General features: G+C 61.7%; 12 protein-coding genes. All 12 read right to left on the reverse strand.

Annotated features, from left to right (window positions below; all coding sequences use genetic code 11):
- Nucleotides 1–108: 108 nt before the first annotated feature.
- Nucleotides 109–1,188: a DUF3048 domain-containing protein gene (locus tag PTZ19_RS18540; RefSeq protein ID WP_276356602.1), complete on the reverse strand. Its 1,080-nt coding sequence runs from the start codon at nt 1,186–1,188 to the stop codon at nt 109–111.
- 91 nt (nt 1,189–1,279) lie between these two features.
- A complete protein-coding gene (locus PTZ19_RS18545; RefSeq protein WP_276356604.1) occupies nt 1,280–2,665 on the reverse strand; it encodes a multicopper oxidase domain-containing protein in 1,386 nt (461 codons plus the stop codon).
- Nucleotides 2,666–2,744: 79 nt separating this feature from the next.
- A complete protein-coding gene (locus PTZ19_RS18550; RefSeq protein WP_276356606.1) occupies nt 2,745–4,910 on the reverse strand; it encodes an alkaline phosphatase PhoX in 2,166 nt (721 codons plus the stop codon).
- Nucleotides 4,911–5,003: 93 nt separating this feature from the next.
- On the reverse strand, nt 5,004–6,008 hold the full coding sequence (locus PTZ19_RS18555) for a polysaccharide deacetylase family protein (RefSeq protein ID WP_276356608.1): 1,005 nt from the start codon (nt 6,006–6,008) through the stop codon (nt 5,004–5,006).
- A 111-nt stretch (nt 6,009–6,119) separates the two neighbouring features.
- Nucleotides 6,120–6,941: an alpha/beta hydrolase gene (locus PTZ19_RS18560; protein WP_276356609.1), complete on the reverse strand. Its 822-nt coding sequence runs from the start codon at nt 6,939–6,941 to the stop codon at nt 6,120–6,122.
- A gap of 220 nt (nt 6,942–7,161) precedes the next feature.
- A complete protein-coding gene (locus PTZ19_RS18565) occupies nt 7,162–9,984 on the reverse strand; it encodes a glycoside hydrolase family 2 protein (protein WP_276356610.1) in 2,823 nt (940 codons plus the stop codon).
- 16 nt (nt 9,985–10,000) lie between these two features.
- Nucleotides 10,001–10,804, reverse strand: coding sequence for a carbohydrate ABC transporter permease (locus tag PTZ19_RS18570; protein WP_276356611.1), 804 nt, complete (start codon nt 10,802–10,804; stop codon nt 10,001–10,003).
- The gene (locus tag PTZ19_RS18575) at nt 10,801–11,688 is read right to left on the reverse strand and encodes a carbohydrate ABC transporter permease (RefSeq protein ID WP_276356612.1); all 888 of its coding nucleotides are present in this window, start codon (nt 11,686–11,688) and stop codon (nt 10,801–10,803) included. Before PTZ19_RS18575 ends, PTZ19_RS18570 begins: the two co-directional genes overlap by 4 nt.
- An 80-nt stretch (nt 11,689–11,768) precedes the next feature.
- Nucleotides 11,769–13,154 carry an extracellular solute-binding protein gene (locus PTZ19_RS18580; protein ID WP_276356613.1) on the reverse strand — a complete coding sequence of 462 codons (1,386 nt, stop codon included), beginning with the start codon at nt 13,152–13,154 and terminating at the stop codon, nt 11,769–11,771.
- A 118-nt stretch (nt 13,155–13,272) separates the two neighbouring features.
- Nucleotides 13,273–15,012: a sensor histidine kinase gene (locus PTZ19_RS18585; protein ID WP_276356615.1), complete on the reverse strand. Its 1,740-nt coding sequence runs from the start codon at nt 15,010–15,012 to the stop codon at nt 13,273–13,275.
- A 7-nt stretch (nt 15,013–15,019) separates the two neighbouring features.
- The gene (locus tag PTZ19_RS18590) at nt 15,020–16,588 is read right to left on the reverse strand and encodes a helix-turn-helix domain-containing protein (protein WP_276356616.1); all 1,569 of its coding nucleotides are present in this window, start codon (nt 16,586–16,588) and stop codon (nt 15,020–15,022) included.
- 308 nt (nt 16,589–16,896) lie between these two features.
- A complete protein-coding gene (gene purD / locus PTZ19_RS18595; protein ID WP_276356617.1) occupies nt 16,897–18,162 on the reverse strand; it encodes a phosphoribosylamine--glycine ligase in 1,266 nt (421 codons plus the stop codon).
- Nucleotide 18,163 lies beyond the last annotated feature (1 nt).

The following is an 18,163-nucleotide window of genomic DNA, read 5'->3' on the forward strand; positions in this document are numbered from 1 at the left end:
CATTATATCACAGCGATATGTATCCGTTTTCAACTCCAGCCTTCAGAAATTCAAGGTTTTCCCCCTCCAAATTATGGATTTTGCCCGCGCGGCGGAGGGAGAACTTCCTCAATGGTACGTGACGTGCGCGGACAAAGCCGACGAATTCGGCACCACGTGGTAATACGTGATGCCCGGCAGGAACGGCAGCTCCTTGCCGTCCTTCAGAATCCGGACCATCCCGTCTTTGTCCGCCCACTCGGCTTCGATTGCCTTGCCTTGTTGGAACAAGATCGCTTTGCCTCCGCTGTGAAGATCGACTTCGAGCCGGCCTTCCTTGTCATAGGCCGTGTGCTTGGTCGAAAGCACGACGAGATTGGCCGCGGTCAGCTGTTCGTCATTGTTCTTGTCGACATGGGGCTTTCCGTTGATGAATCGGGCGTAAGTACCCTTGGCGGCGTCATAGGCATAGGACACCTTATAGCTGGACAGCTGGAATTTGATCTCCACCTCGGACGCGGCGGCGGCGCCCGTCAAATCGGGCGCGGCGCTGAACGTCATCGCGGGAACGTCCGCATGGTCCGGGTATTTCAGATGCGCCGCTCCGGCCCGGAGCTTCTCCAGGTTCGAATACAGGTTGTGGGGAGCCTTGCGGGTTTTGTCCCGATAGAAATACGCCCCGGCGTTCGTGATTTCGTCCAGGTCCTGCTTATGCTGGCCCCGCAGGATGGCGAACGCGTCGTTGCTGGCTCCCGCGTGCACGAGCACGCCGCCGTAGAGCTCGCCGACTTCGATGAAATAGGGGCGGATGCTGCGGATCGGCCCGATCGGATCGGCGAAATCCTTGCTTTGGAAAATGCCGACGAGTCTCGTGATGCCGCCTTCCGCGAGCAGCTCCCAGACGGTGTCGGCCTGCGTCAGGCCCGATTGCGGCCGGGCGGGCGCCAGGTTGTTGATCATGACCGCGAACGGTCTTTGGGTCACGACATGATCCACGGGGAGCCCCGTAAGCGGGGCCGTGTACGCGGGCGAAGCGCTTGGGGAAGCGGACGGCGAAGCCGATGCCGTCGGCACGGGAGTGGCCATCGTCTCGGTCGATTCGGGTTTCTTCGATCCTCCGCTGCATGCGGCCGTCGCGAGCAGCGCGCCGGCGGACACCAGCGCGAGCGCGAATTTTGCGGAACGGGCGAACTTCGATTGGGCGGGCATGCCATTCCTCCGTCTTGTCCTTTTTTGGATATTAAACCATAAAGGATGGACGTTTGTCTTGATGCCATCGTTCCATTTCTCCGTCGCCCGGTCAGGACGTCACCTTCACCAACGTGATCAGGCCGCCCATTTCCGAGCCCGAATGATGCCCCTGTTGCGGACTCCCGTTCATCGTATGGTCCAAAATGTGGCAGTGGAGCATCCAGTCGCCCAATGCTACCGCGCGGAACGCGATGTCGACCGTCTCGCCGGGGCCCAGGAGTACCGTATTCATCGTCTCGGGCGTCTTGACGGGGTTTCCGTTGCGGGCGATCACCTGGAAATCCATCCCGTGCAAATGCATCGTGTGGACTTCCGTCGTATCGATATTGATCAACCGGACCCGCGCCGTCTGTCCTTGCTTCAACTCGATGGGCGGCGTATCCGGGTAGCTTCTGCCGTTGATCGTGAAATAATCCGGCTCCTCCTCCATCCCCGCGTTCACCCGCATGCTTGCGAGCACCATGGTATAGTCTCGGTCGAACGCCATGCCGTCCCGCAAATCTCCCGACGCGGGAACCGGCGACGGAGGCGTCTTCGGATCGACGATGAACGCGCCGTACAATCCGCCGGTGATCTGCTTCATGTCGTCGTAGTGGGAATGGTACATGAACGTGCCCGGATGGGAAGCCGTGAATTCGTATACGAATTCACGCCCCGGTTCCACCGCTTTCTGGGTCACGTCCGGAACGCCGTCCATCGCGTTCGGGACCGGCAAGCCGTGCCAATGGATCGTGGAAGGCTCCGGCAGCTCGTTCACGAACGCGATGCGGACTCTATCCCCCTCCGCCACCCGGATCGTCGGCCCCGCCGTTTGGCCGTTGTACGTCCATGCGGTCGTCAGCACGCCTTGCAGCGGCGACCAATCGGACAGCCGCGCCGTCAGCGTGAATTCCTTCGTGCCGTCCGCCGCGATGCGAGGCGCCATTCCCTTGCCTTCCAGCACGTCCCGAACCCACCGCTCTTCCCGTTCGAATTGGCGCTTCGCCTGGGGGGTTCCCAGGAACACGGCGTGTTGGGCCGCGTCGTAGGAGAACGCCAGACCGGCAGCGCGGGCCAGCGGCTCCGCCGCGACCATGACGTTCGCGCCGATCTTCTTCGGATCGGCATCCTCCGGCAACGCTGTTCCGTCCCAATAAACCTTCTCCGATTCGGGATCCCACCGGTAGGCGACATCCAGAGCGTCCGCCACGTCCTGTGCCGGCAGCCGGAGCTCCGACAAGTCGTCGCGGAGCGACGCCGGATTCGGCAGCCTCTTTCCGTCCAGCAGAACGGCGATACCGGCGCCTTCCTCCGTTCCGCCGCCGGCCGACGACGCTTCCATTCCGTGCGCATAGGCGTTCTCCGGCGCGGAATGTCCGAACCATCCGCCGCCCAACGTGTACAGGACGAGCACCATCAACAATGCAAAAACCGTTCCTTGCCCTTTCTTTTTCATCGGGTCGTTCCTCCCGCCCAGGAATAAGGAAGCCGCCGGCGCGTTCCGGCGGCTTCGGCATGCGAAATGTCGGCCGAGCTTACAGACTCAGGAAATTTCCCAATACTCCTCCGGGCATCCATACGCGGCCATGGGTCAGACGCGGAGCCGCGGGAAGCGCGACGTTCTCGCCGTCCAGCACCGCCGTTTTAGAACCGACGCGGACCACCAGCTTATGCGTGCCGTGAAAAACGGTCACTTCGCGGCCGTTTTTCGATACCTCGAGGGAAGCATGGGCGGCTTCGGCTTTCTCGCGAAGCGGAACGAGCGCGCCTGCATCCTCTTTCGCCGGCTGCGGCTGGGCTGTCGCAGAATGAAGCTGGGCCTTCGTCGGAAGCCCGGAGAGGTAGCCGACCACGCCGGAGCTTTTGTTGTCGAAATACTGGTCGATGTACTTCTCCACTTCCGCTTTCAGGTTTTCCGCCACGATCATCTCGTCGCCCGGGTGCTGGATGTTGGACATGACGTAATTGAAGCCGTTCAGGTCGTCGACGGCGGCCAAGCCGGTCGCCTCCGCGCCCGCGGGCGTAGACAGGATGCGGGACAGCTTCTTCGTGTCGACGTTATACGCCCAGACGAAATTGTTGACGTGCATGCCGCTGTCTTCGCCGATGAACAGGGTGCGGAGTTCCTGCGAGAACGAGAGGTTGTCCGGGTTGGCCACCTTGTCCGGATTCGCTTTGTTGCCGAGCGCGTCCGGCGTTTTCAGATCTTCGCCCGCAACGAGGCCTTGCATGGACATCGGCACGTAGGCACTGTCGATCGCGGCGCCCGATTTGTCCTTTTGCTTGCCCGCAAGGGTCAGCTCGTAGGTCACGCCGGCGGAGATTTTATCAACCCGGATATCGTCGGCCGGATCCGTTCCTTTGGCGTCTTTTTCCATCGCTTTTTCGACGTAGGACATGGCGACGTACGCCTTGTTCGTCTTCGTGTCGAAAGCGACGCCTTCCATTTTGTTGAACTCGGAGGTGGCGCCCAGGATGGCGCCGTACCGGCGGGACTCCAGGAAAGCGGCGGCTTTCTCCATGCCCGGCTTCACTTTCAGGTATTCCACTTTGCCGGACGGGTACGTCTTGACCGCGGTAAACCCGGACGCGGCCTGGCCTGACGCCTCGAAGATGTCGCCGAATTGAATATCTTGGTCGATGTAAGCCCGGATTTCTTTGTCCGAAGCGTGGCCGAGCTTGATCCATTGCAGATCGGCGGAGCCGCCGTTCGCCGCGGACTTCTGGATCCACTTGGCCGCGTACAGCGTGCCGGCGGACAGATCCTTCGCCTTATCGGCTACGTACAGGAACAGCATCGTGTTGCCGCCGTCGTCGCCGAACAGCACGGTCCGGGAATCCGGGGCGACTTTCCCGAGCTCGTGGGAGAAACGGCCCATGCTGTAATGCTTCTCGACGCTCGCGGAGTTGTCCTTGTTCACGGTAACTTCCGTCAGAAACCCGTAAGCGTAGGGGTTGCCCTTCTTCGAGGTATCGTTGTAATAGTTTTGAACGAACGGACCGGTATACGTTTTCGTCGGGTCCGCTTCGAAATCGCGGGCGTCCGGCTCGTACTCCTCGCTGCCGAGGTGGGTATTCCACGGCGTCAGCGAACCGTTGCAAGGAATCCAAAGGCCGTCGACGGAGGAGAAATCGATTTTTTTCAGATCGACCGGCGTCAGCTCGCCCGTCTTCTTGTTCTGGTCGACCGTCGTCAGGCTCATGCTGGCCGGCACGATGCCGTACGCGCGGTTGATGTACTCATAGTGCGTCACGAGCGACAGCGCGTTGCCGCCTTTGCCCGTCGCCTTCATGCCGGGAACGGCGAACAGGCTGTTGGCGTCCGGGTCCTCCGAGACGTAGGGGACCGGCTGGGACGGATTCGTCGTGTCCATGATCGGGTTGCCCTTGGCGTCTACCGCGACGCCGGCGATCGTGCCGCCGACCTTGTCGGTGGATTTGAACAGTTTCTTGTAAACGAGAGGAAACGATCGGACCGATCCGTTGGAATAAGTCACCTTGACCGAAGCCGTGGTGTAAAGCTGCGCCATTTGCTGCGGCGTGGCGGGTGCCGGCATTCCGACGAACTCGACGGATTTGACCGAAGTCCCGTTCGCGCCGTTCGTACCGTTTGCGGAAGCGGCCGCGGGGATGCCCCCGGCCAAAATCGCGAATCCGAGTGCGGAGATCAGGGCCCGTTTGCCCCATGCATTCCATTGCATGCTGGAATCTTCCTCTCTACCATGAAATTGAACTCACGATAGCATGATAGAAGAACCGCGTTCGGGGAATGTCAGGGGAAATCGCGATTTTCGTTAACGGATCGCGGAAGCGATCGCTTCCTTCGCCCCGATCATCTCGTCGACCGTGCCGAATTCGTAGCCCGCTTTTTTCAAGTCTTCGATGACGAGGGGCAGCAGCTTGAGCGTATGGTCCAACGCGTTCTTGCGTCCGCCGAACGAATGGAGGAGAATGATGCCTCCCGGACGGGTATGCTTCCGGACGTTCTCGCGCATGGTGGCTACCGAGGTGCCGGCCCAATCTCTCGGGTCGACCGTCCAATACACGTGGGACAGATGCTGATCGTGCAGATAGGAAATCAGGCCGTCGGACAGGCTGCCGTTCGGCGCCCGGACGAGATCGGGACGGTACCCCGTGGCCTTTTCGATGGCGTCTTGGGTTTGCAGGATTTGGACGTCCAATTGCTTGGCGGTCATTTTGGCCAAATCTTGATGCGACCAGCTGTGATTGCCGATGTCGTGGCCTTCGTCCATGATGCGCTTCGCCGTATCCGGATATTTCTCCACCTGAGTCCCGACGAGGAAAAACGTGGCTTTCACCCCGTGCTCCTTCAAAATGTCCAGCACTTTGGGCGTGTATTTGCCGTCCGGCCCGTCGTCGAACGTCAGCGCGACCACTTTCCGGGCTTCCTTCGGCTTCGGTTTGGCGGTATCGGCTTTCTCCCGCGCGGCGCGATCCGTTTCGGGCTGCTCCCGCTGAGCGCCTCCCGGGGCGTTCCCCGGCTCGTTCTTCTCCGTTTCGGGCTTGCTCGTCGCCGGAACGTCGACTGCGTTGTCCGGAGCGGCCGTTCGCGCAGATTCGGCCGCGTCCCCCGTCGGCGCGGGAAAAGCCAGGCTGGCGTAACTTGCTTGTTCCTCCGTGTTTCCCGTTTCCGCCGAACCTGCCGCGGCGATCGGCGCGGGACCGCCAGCACCCACTGCCGCCCATACGCCGAATCCCCAATCGTTCGCCGAAGCGCATCCCGACAGCAGCATGAGCAATCCGATGCCGGCCGTCCCCATTTTCCTCGTGTTCCCCATCATCGTTCACCTTCGTTTTTTCGGATATCCATTAGACGAAGGCAAAGCGGTTTCGGATCGATGGCGAGGAAGATTTTTCTAAAAAAATTCCGCGAAAAGCGGGAGGTTTCGTCAAATGCTCCAGTGATGCCAATCCCGCTGGCGCTCTTCGTACCTGTCGAGCCAGTCGGCGGTCGCTTGGAACAATTCCGCTTTATGTTCGCCGTTCGAATAGGTATGGTCCGCCTGGAACAGGATCGTTTTGTCGCAGCGGCCTTCCCCGCGAAGCCAGAACGTTTTTTCCAGCAAAAACGTGTAGTCCGCGGGAATCGCCTCGTCGCTCGTGCCATGCGCCAAGAAGACGTCTCCGTGGAATCGCGGGGCTTGATGGAAGGGTTGGAATTGCTGCAGCGATTCGAAAAACGCGGGCGTCAGCGTGAATCCGCGATAATCGGCCCGCCCTTCCTTCAGGGCCCGTTCGTAAACGTCTTTGCCTACGATGCGCACGATATCGGCGAACGGATGCAAGGCGGCAGACCAAAGCGCGAGGGATTTGACCCGGCGGTCCCGGGAGGCCGCCAGGAGCGCGGCCGCCCCGCCCAAGCTGTGTCCCAGCAGCGTGACTCTAAGCGGGTCGACGCAATCGAGCGACAACCCGTAATCCAGCACGGTGCGGATTTGGTCGATCATGGAGTCGAGCCCATGCCGGCCGTATTCCCCGCCGCTCTCGCCGCAGCCGGCGAAATCGAACCGGATGACGAGGGAACCGCGCTGTGCGAATTCGCGGGCGGCCAGAACGAACAGTCGGTCGACGCCGAGACGGCTGCCGACGAACCCATGGCAGATCACGACGAGCGGGACCTTGCGCTCGGCAGACCGATTTTCCGGCGGGGGATAATCGATGCTGGCGGCGAGCGGGAGGTCTTGGTATTTCAAGGTGATGGTTCGTTCCATGGCAGCCTCATCCTTTCTTTATTCCGTTTATTCCGATTAATTTACTATGATTTAAATGTAACACGGTCCTTTCGTTCTCGTCAAGCCTGCCGGGCACTCGAAAAAACGAAAACCGTCAGGAGATGTCGAACATCCCTTGACGGTTCGGCAAGCACTTTCCTCCCTTTCCTGACTGAAGGGGATATCCCCTTCAGTCAGGAAAACGGCAAGGTGGGTCATCTTACAGGAAAGAATGAATCCCCCTCAGGCGGAACAAGCCCAGCACCTGTCCCAGCGTCATGCTTCCTTGGGGCCGGAACGCCTCGCTCCTCGCGTAGTCCAGAAATTGCCGAAGCAGGAAGGCGGTCTCGGGCTTTTTCAGATCGTCGGCCGCGCGGAAGTTGAGCGTCGTAACGAGGAGCCTGCCCCGGCCGACGTTCGCTTCGAACGCGTAAGCCAGCCGTTTGGCCCGGTTGAAATTGTCGACCGGCTCGACGATCGGCTCGATCTCCGGAACGGCATCCAGGCACACCGCGGGAGCCCCGTTGAACAGGTGATACCAGTGCCAATCGGAATTCCCGTCATGGGGGAAAGCGCCCAAAGCGGGATGCGGACGGATCACCGTTCCCATCGTCCCTCCGGCCTGCTCGGAGAACATCAGATAGTTCCAGAACACCGGCAAATACTTGGTCACGACCGCGTCCGCGATCTCGCTCTCCCCGGCCATCAGCCATACCCGGCCGCCGTTCGCGAGATATTGCAGCACCGGGGTGGTCAGCCGGTCGACGACGGCGAGCCTCAGGCCCCGCCGAATGCTGGCGGCGGCATCGAAAGAAGGCCCCGGCTCCGAACGGATGCCGTAGAAGGCCAGCTTCAGGGAAGCGGCGCTCGTCCAGACGGAAGCGTACGACGGATCCGGCCGGACCCGGTCGAACGCCCAGAAAGACCACTCGTTCCGAATCGCGCCCCGGCCGCCCTCTTCCTCCAGCCAAGCCTCCAGAACGAGCGAACACGCGCCCGAATCCGGCAAAGCAACCCGGACCGTCCCTGCTGCCTCCACGCTCCCGCGGGTTTGTCCGCTTAAGGGAAAGCTCCCTTCTCCCAGAACCTCTCCGCCCGACTTCAGGCTCCAGCCCACCCGGCCGGTCAGCGGCAACGCCTCGCCGTAATGGGAGACGAGCAGCCGGGCGCTAAGCGTCTCCCCGGCGTAGAACGTCCGGGTGACGCATTCCATCAGCAAGGACGTCGGCCCGTTGAACCCGGCGAACGTCTCCGGATCGGCGAAGCCCTTATCGTCCCAGAAAACGTCGAGAATGCCGGTGGTGGCATGCCCTTGGCCGGGAAAATCCCGGATGTCGAGCAGCTGGAAACCGGCCGCGCCCGGCGTCCGCCTCACGCGTTCCAACGCTTCCTTCAAGGAGCGGACCTGATGGACGCCGGAAGCCGCGATGAATTCGTCCACCCTGGCGTCCAACCCTTTGCGGCGGAGCGTCTCTTCCGTCGTCTCCAGCCAGGTCGGCCGCAGCACGCCCGTGTACTTCTCTCTCTCCTGCGGACGCACGTACATCGAAAATTGCGCGTGCTCATGGCCCAGGACGGGCTTGTCCGTGAGCCGCGTCACGGCGGAGAAATCCCGGTCGGTCGCGGGTTTGGCGATTTCTTCGGTCTTCAGCGGCTTGTGCCAGTTGAAGGAATGGATGTAGAAATCGCCTGCGCGGTCCTGCTCCGGCAGTTGGCCGAAGCCGGTATTGTCCGTCGCGAGCCGGGAAGGATCCCGCTCCTTCGCCAGGCGGACCCATTCGTTCAGCCGAACGTTGCCGTCATCCTCGACCAGCTCGTTGCCCATCGAGAACAGCACGAACGACGGGTGGGCGTTCAGCCGGTCGTAGATGCGGATCAACTCCGCTTCCAGGAAGGCGTCGACTTCGCCGTCCGGAACGGCGCTCCGCGGCTGGTACAGCGCCGACCAATGCGGGAGCTCCGCCTGCACGAGCATGCCCGCTTCGTCCGCGGCCTCCCAGAAGGGGGCCGGGGCCGTCCAGGAGTGAAGCCGGACGTGGTTGAAGCCGTACGACTTCGCGATGCGGAATTGCCTTGCGTAATGCTCCTTGTCCCACGACGGATACCCGGTCAGCGGGAAAATGCAGCAGTCCGCGTACCCGCGGAGGAATACCGGCGCCCCGTTCAGGAGCAGCCGTTGCCCTTCCGCCCGGAACTCGCGGAAACCGGCGCGCTGCCGGACGCGATCCTCCGTCGCGCCTCCGCGCGCCAGCGCGAATTCCGCTTCGTACAGCAGCGGGGAGACGTCCGACCAATAAGCGGGAAACTCCCCGAGCGGACAAACCACCTGCGTCCCGGTCCCTTGGCAATCCGCCGACGCCTCGAAAGTCTCCCCGCTCGGCGCGGTAAACCGGGCGATGACCCGGCAGCCCGCCACCGCCCCCGGATCCCCGTCCGTTTCGACAAGGCAGCGGAAAGCCCGCCCCGCCAAATCCGGCGTTACGCGCACGCCGCGGATCCGCAGCGGCGGCAGCAGCTCCAGGACGGCGCCGCCCGTGATGCCGCCCCACTCGGTCGCGGTGTGGCGGGTGTGGATATGGCTGTCCGCAAGCGGCAGCAGCATCCGGTTGTCGACGCGGATGAGCAGCTCGTTCCGGCCTGGGACCAGAAGTCCCGTCACGTCGTGGACGTGCTCGACGGACAGGCTCGATTCCCGCCCGGCATAACGGCCGTTAAGCCAGACCTGCGACGCCCAACGCACGCCGGCCAGCGTGAGCCGCGCGGCGCCGTTCTCCGGGGCCGCCTCGGCTTCGAATTCCAGCCGGTACCAGCCGGTACCGGTATATTCCCGGATCTTCGTCCACGTATCGATCTGCTGCAGCAGCGGCTCGTCGCCGAACCCCTGCTCCTCCCAGGAACCGGGGACCCGGATCCGGCTCTCGAACCGGGCCGCCTCCGGCAGCTTTCCGGAGGAGAACTCATCCGCGGGATCGAGGAAAAACCGCCATTCCCCGTCCAAAGGGATCGACGTTCTCCCCGTGTGTTGGTTCATCACGTTCACCATCCCGTTCCTCCTTCCCTCAGCCTTTGACGGCGCCCGCGGTCAAGCCCTTCATGAACGTGCGCGATCCCAGAATGAACAGGATCAACACCGGAACCGTCGACATCGTCAGCGCCGCCATTCGGGCCGCGTAATCGGTCCGATGCACGATGCCGAGGTTGGAAATGAAGACGGGCAGCGTGTACCAATTCGCTTTATTGATCGTGACGAGCGGCAGCAGGTAGTTGTTCCAAGACCACAGGAACACGAGCGTAGCCAGCGTCGCCAGCCCGGGCTTGATGATCGGCAGCACGATCCGGGCGAAAATGCCGGGCTCCGAGCAGCCGTCGATCCGCGCGCACTCCAGCAGGTCGGTCGGAATCGAGTCGCGGATGAACTGGATCATGAAGAACCCGCCGAACGGGAACGCCGCCCACACCAGGATCACGGGCCACAGCGTGTTGCCGACGCCCAAGTGGCGCATCTCGATGATGTAGCCGATCAGGCCGACCTGCGTGGGCACCATCATCGTGAGGATGACGAACAGCTGCAGCCATTTCCGTCCGCGGAATTCGAACTTCGCCACGGCGTAGCCGACCAAGGTGCTGGTCAGCACGGCCAGCGCGACGGCGGCGATAGAGACCGTCAGGCTGTTCCCGTACACGCGGAGAAAGTCGGAACGCAGCACCGTATGCAGGTTTTCCCCCAGGTAGTCGCCGGGCAGAATCGGTATGCCCTTGAACAAGTCCTCGGTGACATGGGTGCTCATGACGATCATGATGTAGAACGGAAACAGCGACAGCAGCGAAATGACGATCAGGCAAATCCAAACGAGCGTTTTCATCGCTGGTCCTCCTTCGGCGCCGTCAACCGGTAGCTCAGCATCGAGAACACGACGATCAGCAGGAACAGCGAGTAAGCGATCGCCGAAGCGTATCCGAAGCGGGTGTCGGAAATAAACGAGACGTCCACGAACCGCCAAATCATGGTCAGCGCGGTATTGTCAGGGCCTCCTACCTGGACCGAGCCCGACCAGCCGCCGTACAGCAGCTTCGGCTCGTCGAACAGTTGAAGCCCGTTGATGACGGAAGTAACGACCAGGAAAACGCTGATGTTGCGCAGCAGCGGCATCGTGATTTTCCGGAACGTATGGAACCCGGAGGAGCCGTCGACCTTCGCGGCTTCGTAGACGTCCTGCGGGATCACGGTCATGCCGGCCATGTAGATGATCATGAAATAGCCGAGGTTGCGCCAGATGACCATCAAGGCGATCACGGCCCTTGAACTCCAAGGATTCTGGAGCCAATAGACCCCTTCCTGCACCCAGCCGAATTTCACGAGCAGCAGGTTGACGAGTCCGGTTTGCCAGTCGAACAGGTAAGAGAAAATGAAGCCGATCGCGACCGGCGTCGTAATGTACGGCAATACGTTGATCGTCTGGATCAGCTTTTTGCCCCGGACCAGATGGAACGTCCAATAGGCCAGCAGCAGTCCCAGAATCAATGTGACCGGGATGAACATCGCCATCATGATCAGCGTGTTCCAGAGCGATTTCACGAACAGCGGGTCATGGGACCACAGCTGGACGTAGTTTTTGAAGCCGATGTAGGTTTTGGCGCCGATTCCGTTCCAATCGTGCAGGCTGAGCACGAAGGAATAGATGACGGGGTACAATTGGAAAGCCGCATAAGCCGCCACAAACGGCAGAGAGAAAAGATAGGGCCACATGCGTGGCCCCCATCCGCGTTTGCGGGATGCGGCGGAAGTAACGGTTCGTTCCGCGTTCACGGTCATCCCTCGTTTGCTGTTTACTTCACGTTGGCGTCAGGCGCCTTGTTCTTGAACTCCGTTTTGAATTTCTCGAGCGCGGCGTCGGCCGTAATGGAGGTATCCTTCGTCCAGAGCGGATACAGGGCGTTCATGACCGAATCCACGACGGAATCGTATTTGGACTGCGGAGCGCCTTTCATGTCCGGAATGATGTTGTCGAGGAAGTACCTCGCCAGGTTCTGGCCCCCGAAAAACTCGTCGTAGGCGCCCGGAGCGTCGAACGTCGCTTTTTCCTTCTCGTAAAAGGCTTTGTTGCTCGTCATGTTGCCGAACGTTTTGAAGTTATACAGCGAGCCTTCTTCGGACTGATAGGCGAAATTCACGAACGCCCAAGCGGCTTCCTTCACCTTGCTGTCCTTGTAAATCCCGACCGCGGTGCCGCCGCGGGCGAATCCGGCTTCCGGCGCTTTGACGAGACCCCAGCGGCCTTTGCCTTCCGGATCGTTCGCCGAGATGTGCCATTTCGGACCCCAAGGAGCCATCGGGTAGAACATGAATTCGCCTTTCGCCATGGAAGCGGACCAAGCGGGCGTCCACAGTTCGTTCTTGCCGAGAATGCCGGCGTCGCGCATCTTGAACAGCGTGTCGATCGGCCCCTTCAGCTTGGCGGTCAGATCGACGTCGGATCCGTTCACGTACGGGACGACGTTCTGGTTTCTCAGCACGAGGAACGCGTCGCCGAGCCCCGGGAACATGAGCACCTTGCCGCCGCTCTTTTCCTTGAGCTCGGTACCTTTGGCGATGAAATCATCCCAGGTCGACAACAGCTTCTCCAGCTCGGCCGGATCGTCGGTGCCCCAATATTGCTTCGCCAGGTCGCGGCGGTACGCGAAGCCCGCCGGCGTGATAGCCTGGTCGACGGCTACGACTTGGCCTTTGGAGTTCGAAATGAACGGAATCGTGTAGTCCAGGACGCTGCTGCGGTCGAAGTTGTACGGAGCCTGCTCCAGATTGTCCAGCACGTCGAGATCGAACAGCTTGCCGCGGTACGCTTCTTCGCCGAGGATGATGTCCGGCACGTCGGACCCGGAAGCGATGCCGCTTTGCAGCTTCTGCAAGTAATCGTTCGGGTTGACGACGGTGACTTCGACCTTGATGTTCGGATACTTCTTGTTGAACTCCGGAATCATGCCTTTCTGGAACGTTTCGTCCCAGTCCCAGATTTTCACGGTACCGCTGAGCTGCGTCGGGTCGGTGCTCGCGGAAGCCGTGGGCGACGCGCCGCCGGACGATGCCGACGGGCTCGCCGGGGACGGCGAAACGCCGGAATCCGAGTTGCCGCCGCCGCAGGCCGCCAGCGCGCCGGCCAGCAGGGTCAGAGGCAGAGCGCCCGCAAGCCATTTGGAAACCTTCTGTTTGTTCACTTTCAAAGTCCCCCCAGGTTCTAAAGTGGAAAGCGCCTTCCTGATGTCCATCGTACCCCCGGGGCGTCCCTCGTTGTAGGAGTCAAAACGGCGATTTTGTATAAAATCCGGCGCTCCTTTACCCCGCTTCCGTCAGCGGAAACCGCAAGCGCACCAGCGTTCCTCCCGCAGACCCGCGCTCGATTTCAAGCCGAGCGGCCGCACCGAACGTCGTCCGGAGCCGCTCCCGGATGTTGGAGAGGCCGATCCCCCGCGTCCGTTCGTGGACTTCGGGCAAGGCCGGCGAGCGGACCGGATCGGCTTCGCTCCGGGCGAACCCCCGGCCGTCGTCTTCCACCTCCAGCACGAAATCGCCCGATTCGCGATAGGCCCTGACGGCGATTTCCCCCTGCTCCCGCTCGGACGGGACGATGCCGTGAACGATCGCGTTTTCCACCAGCGGCTGCAGCGCCATCCGGAGCACCGGCTTGTCCAGTAGGCCGTCCTCCAGCTCCCAGCGGAGCTTGAACCGGCCCGGATACCTCGTTTGCTGGATCAAGGCGTATTTGTCCACGATTTTCTTCTCTTCGGCCAAAGGGGCGCGGACGGCCCCTTCTCCGGTCTTTACCGTGTCTTGCAATATCCCGATCAAAGCCTGCGTCACCTCGACGGCTTGCGCGTTGCGGCCGGCATGGGCCAAATAAATCAGCGTGTTCAGCGTGTTGTAGACGAAGTGCGGATTGATTTGCGCCATCAGCAGGTCGATCTGCATTTTGCGCTTCATCTCTTCATCGCGGATCGAAGATTCGATCAAATCCTTCAAGTCGGTGACCATCCGGTTGAAGCCGCCGCCCAGGATTTCCAGCTCGTCCCCGCTCTTGATGGAGACGTGGGTGTTCAGATCGCCCGCCGCCACCCGCTTCATCGCTTGCGTCAGCCGGGACAGCGGCCGGGTCAACCCCACGATGATCGGGAGCATGACGATCAGCGTGACGGCGATTCCGCTCAAGATGATAATCACGTAAAAATAAAACACCCGGTTGATTTTCTCGAACAGCTGCTTCTTGGAAATGAGCGCCGCCTGCTTCCAGCCTTGGTTCATCGCCTCGTCGGTCAGCGCGATCCGCTCCGCGTCCTCTTGGAAATCCGTTCCGGAATCCAACGCTTGCTTCAGGAACGCGGCATCGTCCCTTCCCAGAGCGGGGGCGGACGAGAACAGCAGGGCCCCCGATCCCGTGTACAGCGCCATCTGCTCGAAATCCCGTTCGCTCTGCCGGAACACGTTGTCGAGCTCGGAATAGGCGACATCCAGGATCAAATAGCTGTAAGGCCCCGTCTGATCCCCGATCGGCCGGTACTTCAGCACGTAGCTGAACGCCTGCCGGTTGCCGCCGATGTAAAAGAACGGATGGGGCTCGGAATATCCGCTGCGGGAATCCTTCATTTTCAGGAACCAGTCCTGCATCAGATAATCGGCGAAATAGTCCTCGTAGCCGCTGTAGTTGGAATACGTCTCCCCTCCCGGAGGGACGAGAAGGATGTTCAAAATGAAGTTGTTGAGGGCGGCGAACCGTTGAAGCTTCTCCTGGACGGCCTGCTTCCGGAAATAGTCCTTTTCGATATCCGGACTTGCCGGCTGGCTGACGAGCGCGGCGATTTCCTCGTCCGAGACGATGTACTCCGCGGTCTTCATGACTTGCTCCTGGATTTTCTTGAGCTGGAACGACACCTGCGCCAGCTTCGTGCGGCTGTCCTTGATCGACTGGTCCCGGATGATTCCTTTGGCGTAATCGTAGATGAAAAAGCCGCTGAGCAGCAGCGAGACCGAAACGACGAGCGCGGTGCTGGCGATGATTTTCGTTCGGATTTTCATCCGCATGGCCGATTCATCTCTTTCTCTCCATGAAGTCGAGGGGATTTTGGCCCGTCCATTTGCGGAACACCTGGCTGAAATATCGGCCGTTCCGGTATCCCACGCGCTCGGCGATCTCGTACACCTTGAAGGTGCCTTGCTCTAGCAGCGCTTTGGCGCGTTCCATCCGGATGTCCGTGAGCTTGTCCAGCAGCGTCCGGCCGGTCTCTTCTTTGAAAACGTGGCGAAGGTAGTCGCGGCTGATGCCGAGATGCTGGGCGATCGCGTCCGCGCTCAGCTCTTCGTCCGCGTAGCGGCTCTCCATGTATTCCAGCGCCTGCCGGACTTTCCGGGAAAGCGCGGCCGCGCCGCCAGCGGCTTCGGCCAGCCGGTCCACCTCCGCGAGCGCCCACGACCGGATGCCGGCGACGGACACCCATTGTTCCGCCCGGAAGTTTCCCGCCTCCCAGGCTTCCCGCAGCGAAGGCAGCCGGGACGCCGCCCGGCTTCGGTCCAGCAGGGCCGCCAGCTGGCGGCAGAAATCCGCGAACCCGGTCACGTCCCGCGAGGCTTCCGCCTGCCCGAACAAGGCTTCCAGCGCGTTGGACGCCTCGGCGAAATTCCCCGCGTTCAGCGCTTCCCGGAAACGCGCCATCCCGTCTACCCAGGCCAAAGGGCGGACTTCGGTCGGGGGCTTGGCGGCGGGATCGTTCAGGCGATAGGACGCCCGGGGACCGGCGAAAACCGACAACGCCAGGAAGCGTGCCGCTTCCGCCAGCTTGGCGGGCACATCGACCCGACCGGCCAATCCGAACGCCGCGGCGACGGACGCCGTCGTGCCGATTCGCCTCTCCAGCGTCTCCCGGGCCTTGGACGCTTTTTCTTCGAGAAATTCCCGTTTCTTGCCCTCGCCCCGGATTCCTCCGTCCGTATAGAGAAGGACGTACTGGTTATCCAGAAAACGGACGGCCGCCAGCAACTCGGCGTCCCCTCCGTCCGGCCACTCTGCCGGCAGTCTGGCTGCGGAGACGTCCGCCGCGCCCACGATTCCGGCCAAAACCGGAAACGGGAGATCGGGCTGCAGGACGATCAGTTGCAGGTTGTCCGCGGCGGACGCCTTGCCGCCGGCGGCGATCGCCCACTGCTCGTCCGTCAGCGGGCGACCGCCCAACCAGTCCGTGAGCAGGCGGCCGCGGTCCGCATCCCGGCGCTGCCTTTCCCGCTCGATCTCCTGCCGGAGCCCGGCCAGCTCCCGCTGCAAGGTCTCTCCGTTCATTTCATGCTTCACCCAATAGTTGGACACGCCCAGCTTCACCGCCGCCTTGGCGTAGTCAAACTCCTTGTAGGAGGTGAGGAGGACGATTTTCAGGAGCGAGCCGGCGGCGGCGAGGCGTTCGCAGAGCGCCAGCCCGTCCATGCCAGGCATGACGATGTCCATGATCGCCAGCTCCGGCTGATGCTTGCGCGCCAGCTCGGGAGCCTGAAGCGGATTCGTTGCGGCGCATACGATTTCGAAACCGAGCGCGTCCCAAGGAACGAGCCCGCGAAGATGTTCGATCGCCAGGATTTCGTCGTCGACGATCATGACTCTTATCGGTTTCAAGCGAAAGCTCCTTTCCGGAAAAACCGTACCCCCATTATAATCCGGGAAAGCGCGACCGTCAGGAAAATTGGGGCAAGCTACGAACAGCCAAAAAATACAAGGGAGGCTGACGGGATGAAAACGTTCGTCGAATGGTTGTCGGGCCATACGATCACGGCGCTGCTGGCCGCAGGCATGATCTGGGCGATCGGTTATGTGTTCGTCCGCCGCCGGGAGCTGTTCCAGAAAAAATAAACCTTGGCCGGGCGGCCCGATCCGCGGGATCGAGCCGTCCGGCCAAGGCCGTATGGATAGCGAAGGGAATTCGGTTACCGAAGCGCCTTGGCGGCGATGTCGGTCCGGTTCATTTTGCCTTGGAACGTAATGCGGTCCGCCGCGGCGTAGGCGCGCTCGCGCGCCTGGCGGATGTCCGCTCCGCGCCCGACGACGCCCAGGACGCGGCCGCCGTTCGTGACGATCCGGCCGTCTTTCTCCGCCGTGCCGGCATGGAATACGAGCGCTTCCTCCTCGGAGACACGATCCAGGCCCTCGATCGGCAATCCTTTCGGATAGGAGCCGGGATACCCTTCCGAGGCGAGTACGACGCACACCGCCGATTCCGGGCTCCAGGCGATGTCGACGCGGTCCAGCCGGCCCTCCAGCGACGCTTGGAAAATCTCCAGCAGGTCGGTCTGCAGCCGAGGAAGCACGACCTGGGTCTCGGGGTCTCCGAAGCGGGCGTTGAACTCGATCGTCTTCGGGCCGTCTTTCGTGATCATGAGGCCGGCGAACAGCACGCCGCGGAACGGGCGGCCTTCGGCGACCATCGCGCGGGCCGTCGGCCGGATGATCGTCTCGATCGCCGTGTCGATGACCGACTGCGGAATATGCGGCAGCGGGGAATAGGTGCCCATGCCGCCCGTGTTCGGCCCTTTGTCGCCGTCGAAGACCGGCTTATGGTCCTGCGCCGCGGGCATCGGTACGACCGTCTCTCCGTCGACGAACGAGAGGATGGACATTTCCTGCCCTTCGAGGAACTCTTCGATGACCACCTTGTCGCCCGCCGAGCCGAACGACTTGTTCAGCATCGTATCGCGGAGCGCCTCATCCGCCTGTTCCCTCGTGAAGCATACCGTGACGCCTTTGCCGGCGGCCAATCCGTCCGCTTTGATGACGATCGGGACCGGCTGTGCGTCCAAATACGCTTTGGCGCTCTCATAATCGGTGAACGTCTCGTACCGGGCGGTCGGGATGCCGTATTTGCGGAGCAGGTTTTTCATGAAAATTTTGCTGCCTTCGATCTCCGCCGCGTTCTTCCGAGGACCGTACACCGGAATGCCAGCCGTCTCGAAGGCGTCCACGATGCCCGCCGCGAGCGGATCGTCCGGTCCGACGACGACGAAATCGACGGCTCTCTCGCGGGCGAACGCCACGAGCCGGTCGAATTCCATTTCGCCGATCGGCACCGTTTCCGCAAGCTGGGCGATACCCGCGTTGCCCGGCGCGCAGAGGATTTCGCGGGCGGGGTCGGCGCGTTTGAGCGCCCAGACGATGGCGTGCTCCCGCCCGCCCCGTCCGATCACGAGGATGCGCACG

The organism is Cohnella caldifontis (genome assembly GCF_029360585.1).
GTDB classification, from domain to species: domain Bacteria; phylum Bacillota; class Bacilli; order Paenibacillales; family Paenibacillaceae; genus Cohnella; species Cohnella caldifontis.

Excerpts from the sequence above, each read along its gene's own strand:
- PTZ19_RS18540 (WP_276356602.1), bottom strand. The coding sequence starts at position 1,188 with ATGCCCGCCCAATCGAAGTTCGCCCGTTCCGCAAAATTCGCGCTCGCG.
- PTZ19_RS18545 (WP_276356604.1), bottom strand. The coding sequence starts at position 2,665 with ATGAAAAAGAAAGGGCAAGGAACGGTTTTTGCATTGTTGATGGTGCTC.
- PTZ19_RS18550 (WP_276356606.1), bottom strand. The coding sequence starts at position 4,910 with ATGCAATGGAATGCATGGGGCAAACGGGCCCTGATCTCCGCACTCGGA.
- PTZ19_RS18555 (WP_276356608.1), bottom strand. The coding sequence starts at position 6,008 with ATGGGGAACACGAGGAAAATGGGGACGGCCGGCATCGGATTGCTCATG.
- PTZ19_RS18560 (WP_276356609.1), bottom strand. The coding sequence starts at position 6,941 with ATGGAACGAACCATCACCTTGAAATACCAAGACCTCCCGCTCGCCGCC.
- PTZ19_RS18565 (WP_276356610.1), bottom strand. The coding sequence starts at position 9,984 with ATGGTGAACGTGATGAACCAACACACGGGGAGAACGTCGATCCCTTTG.
- PTZ19_RS18570 (WP_276356611.1), bottom strand. The coding sequence starts at position 10,804 with ATGAAAACGCTCGTTTGGATTTGCCTGATCGTCATTTCGCTGCTGTCG.
- PTZ19_RS18575 (WP_276356612.1), bottom strand. The coding sequence starts at position 11,688 with ATGTGGCCCTATCTTTTCTCTCTGCCGTTTGTGGCGGCTTATGCGGCT.
- PTZ19_RS18585 (WP_276356615.1), bottom strand. The coding sequence starts at position 15,012 with ATGCGGATGAAAATCCGAACGAAAATCATCGCCAGCACCGCGCTCGTC.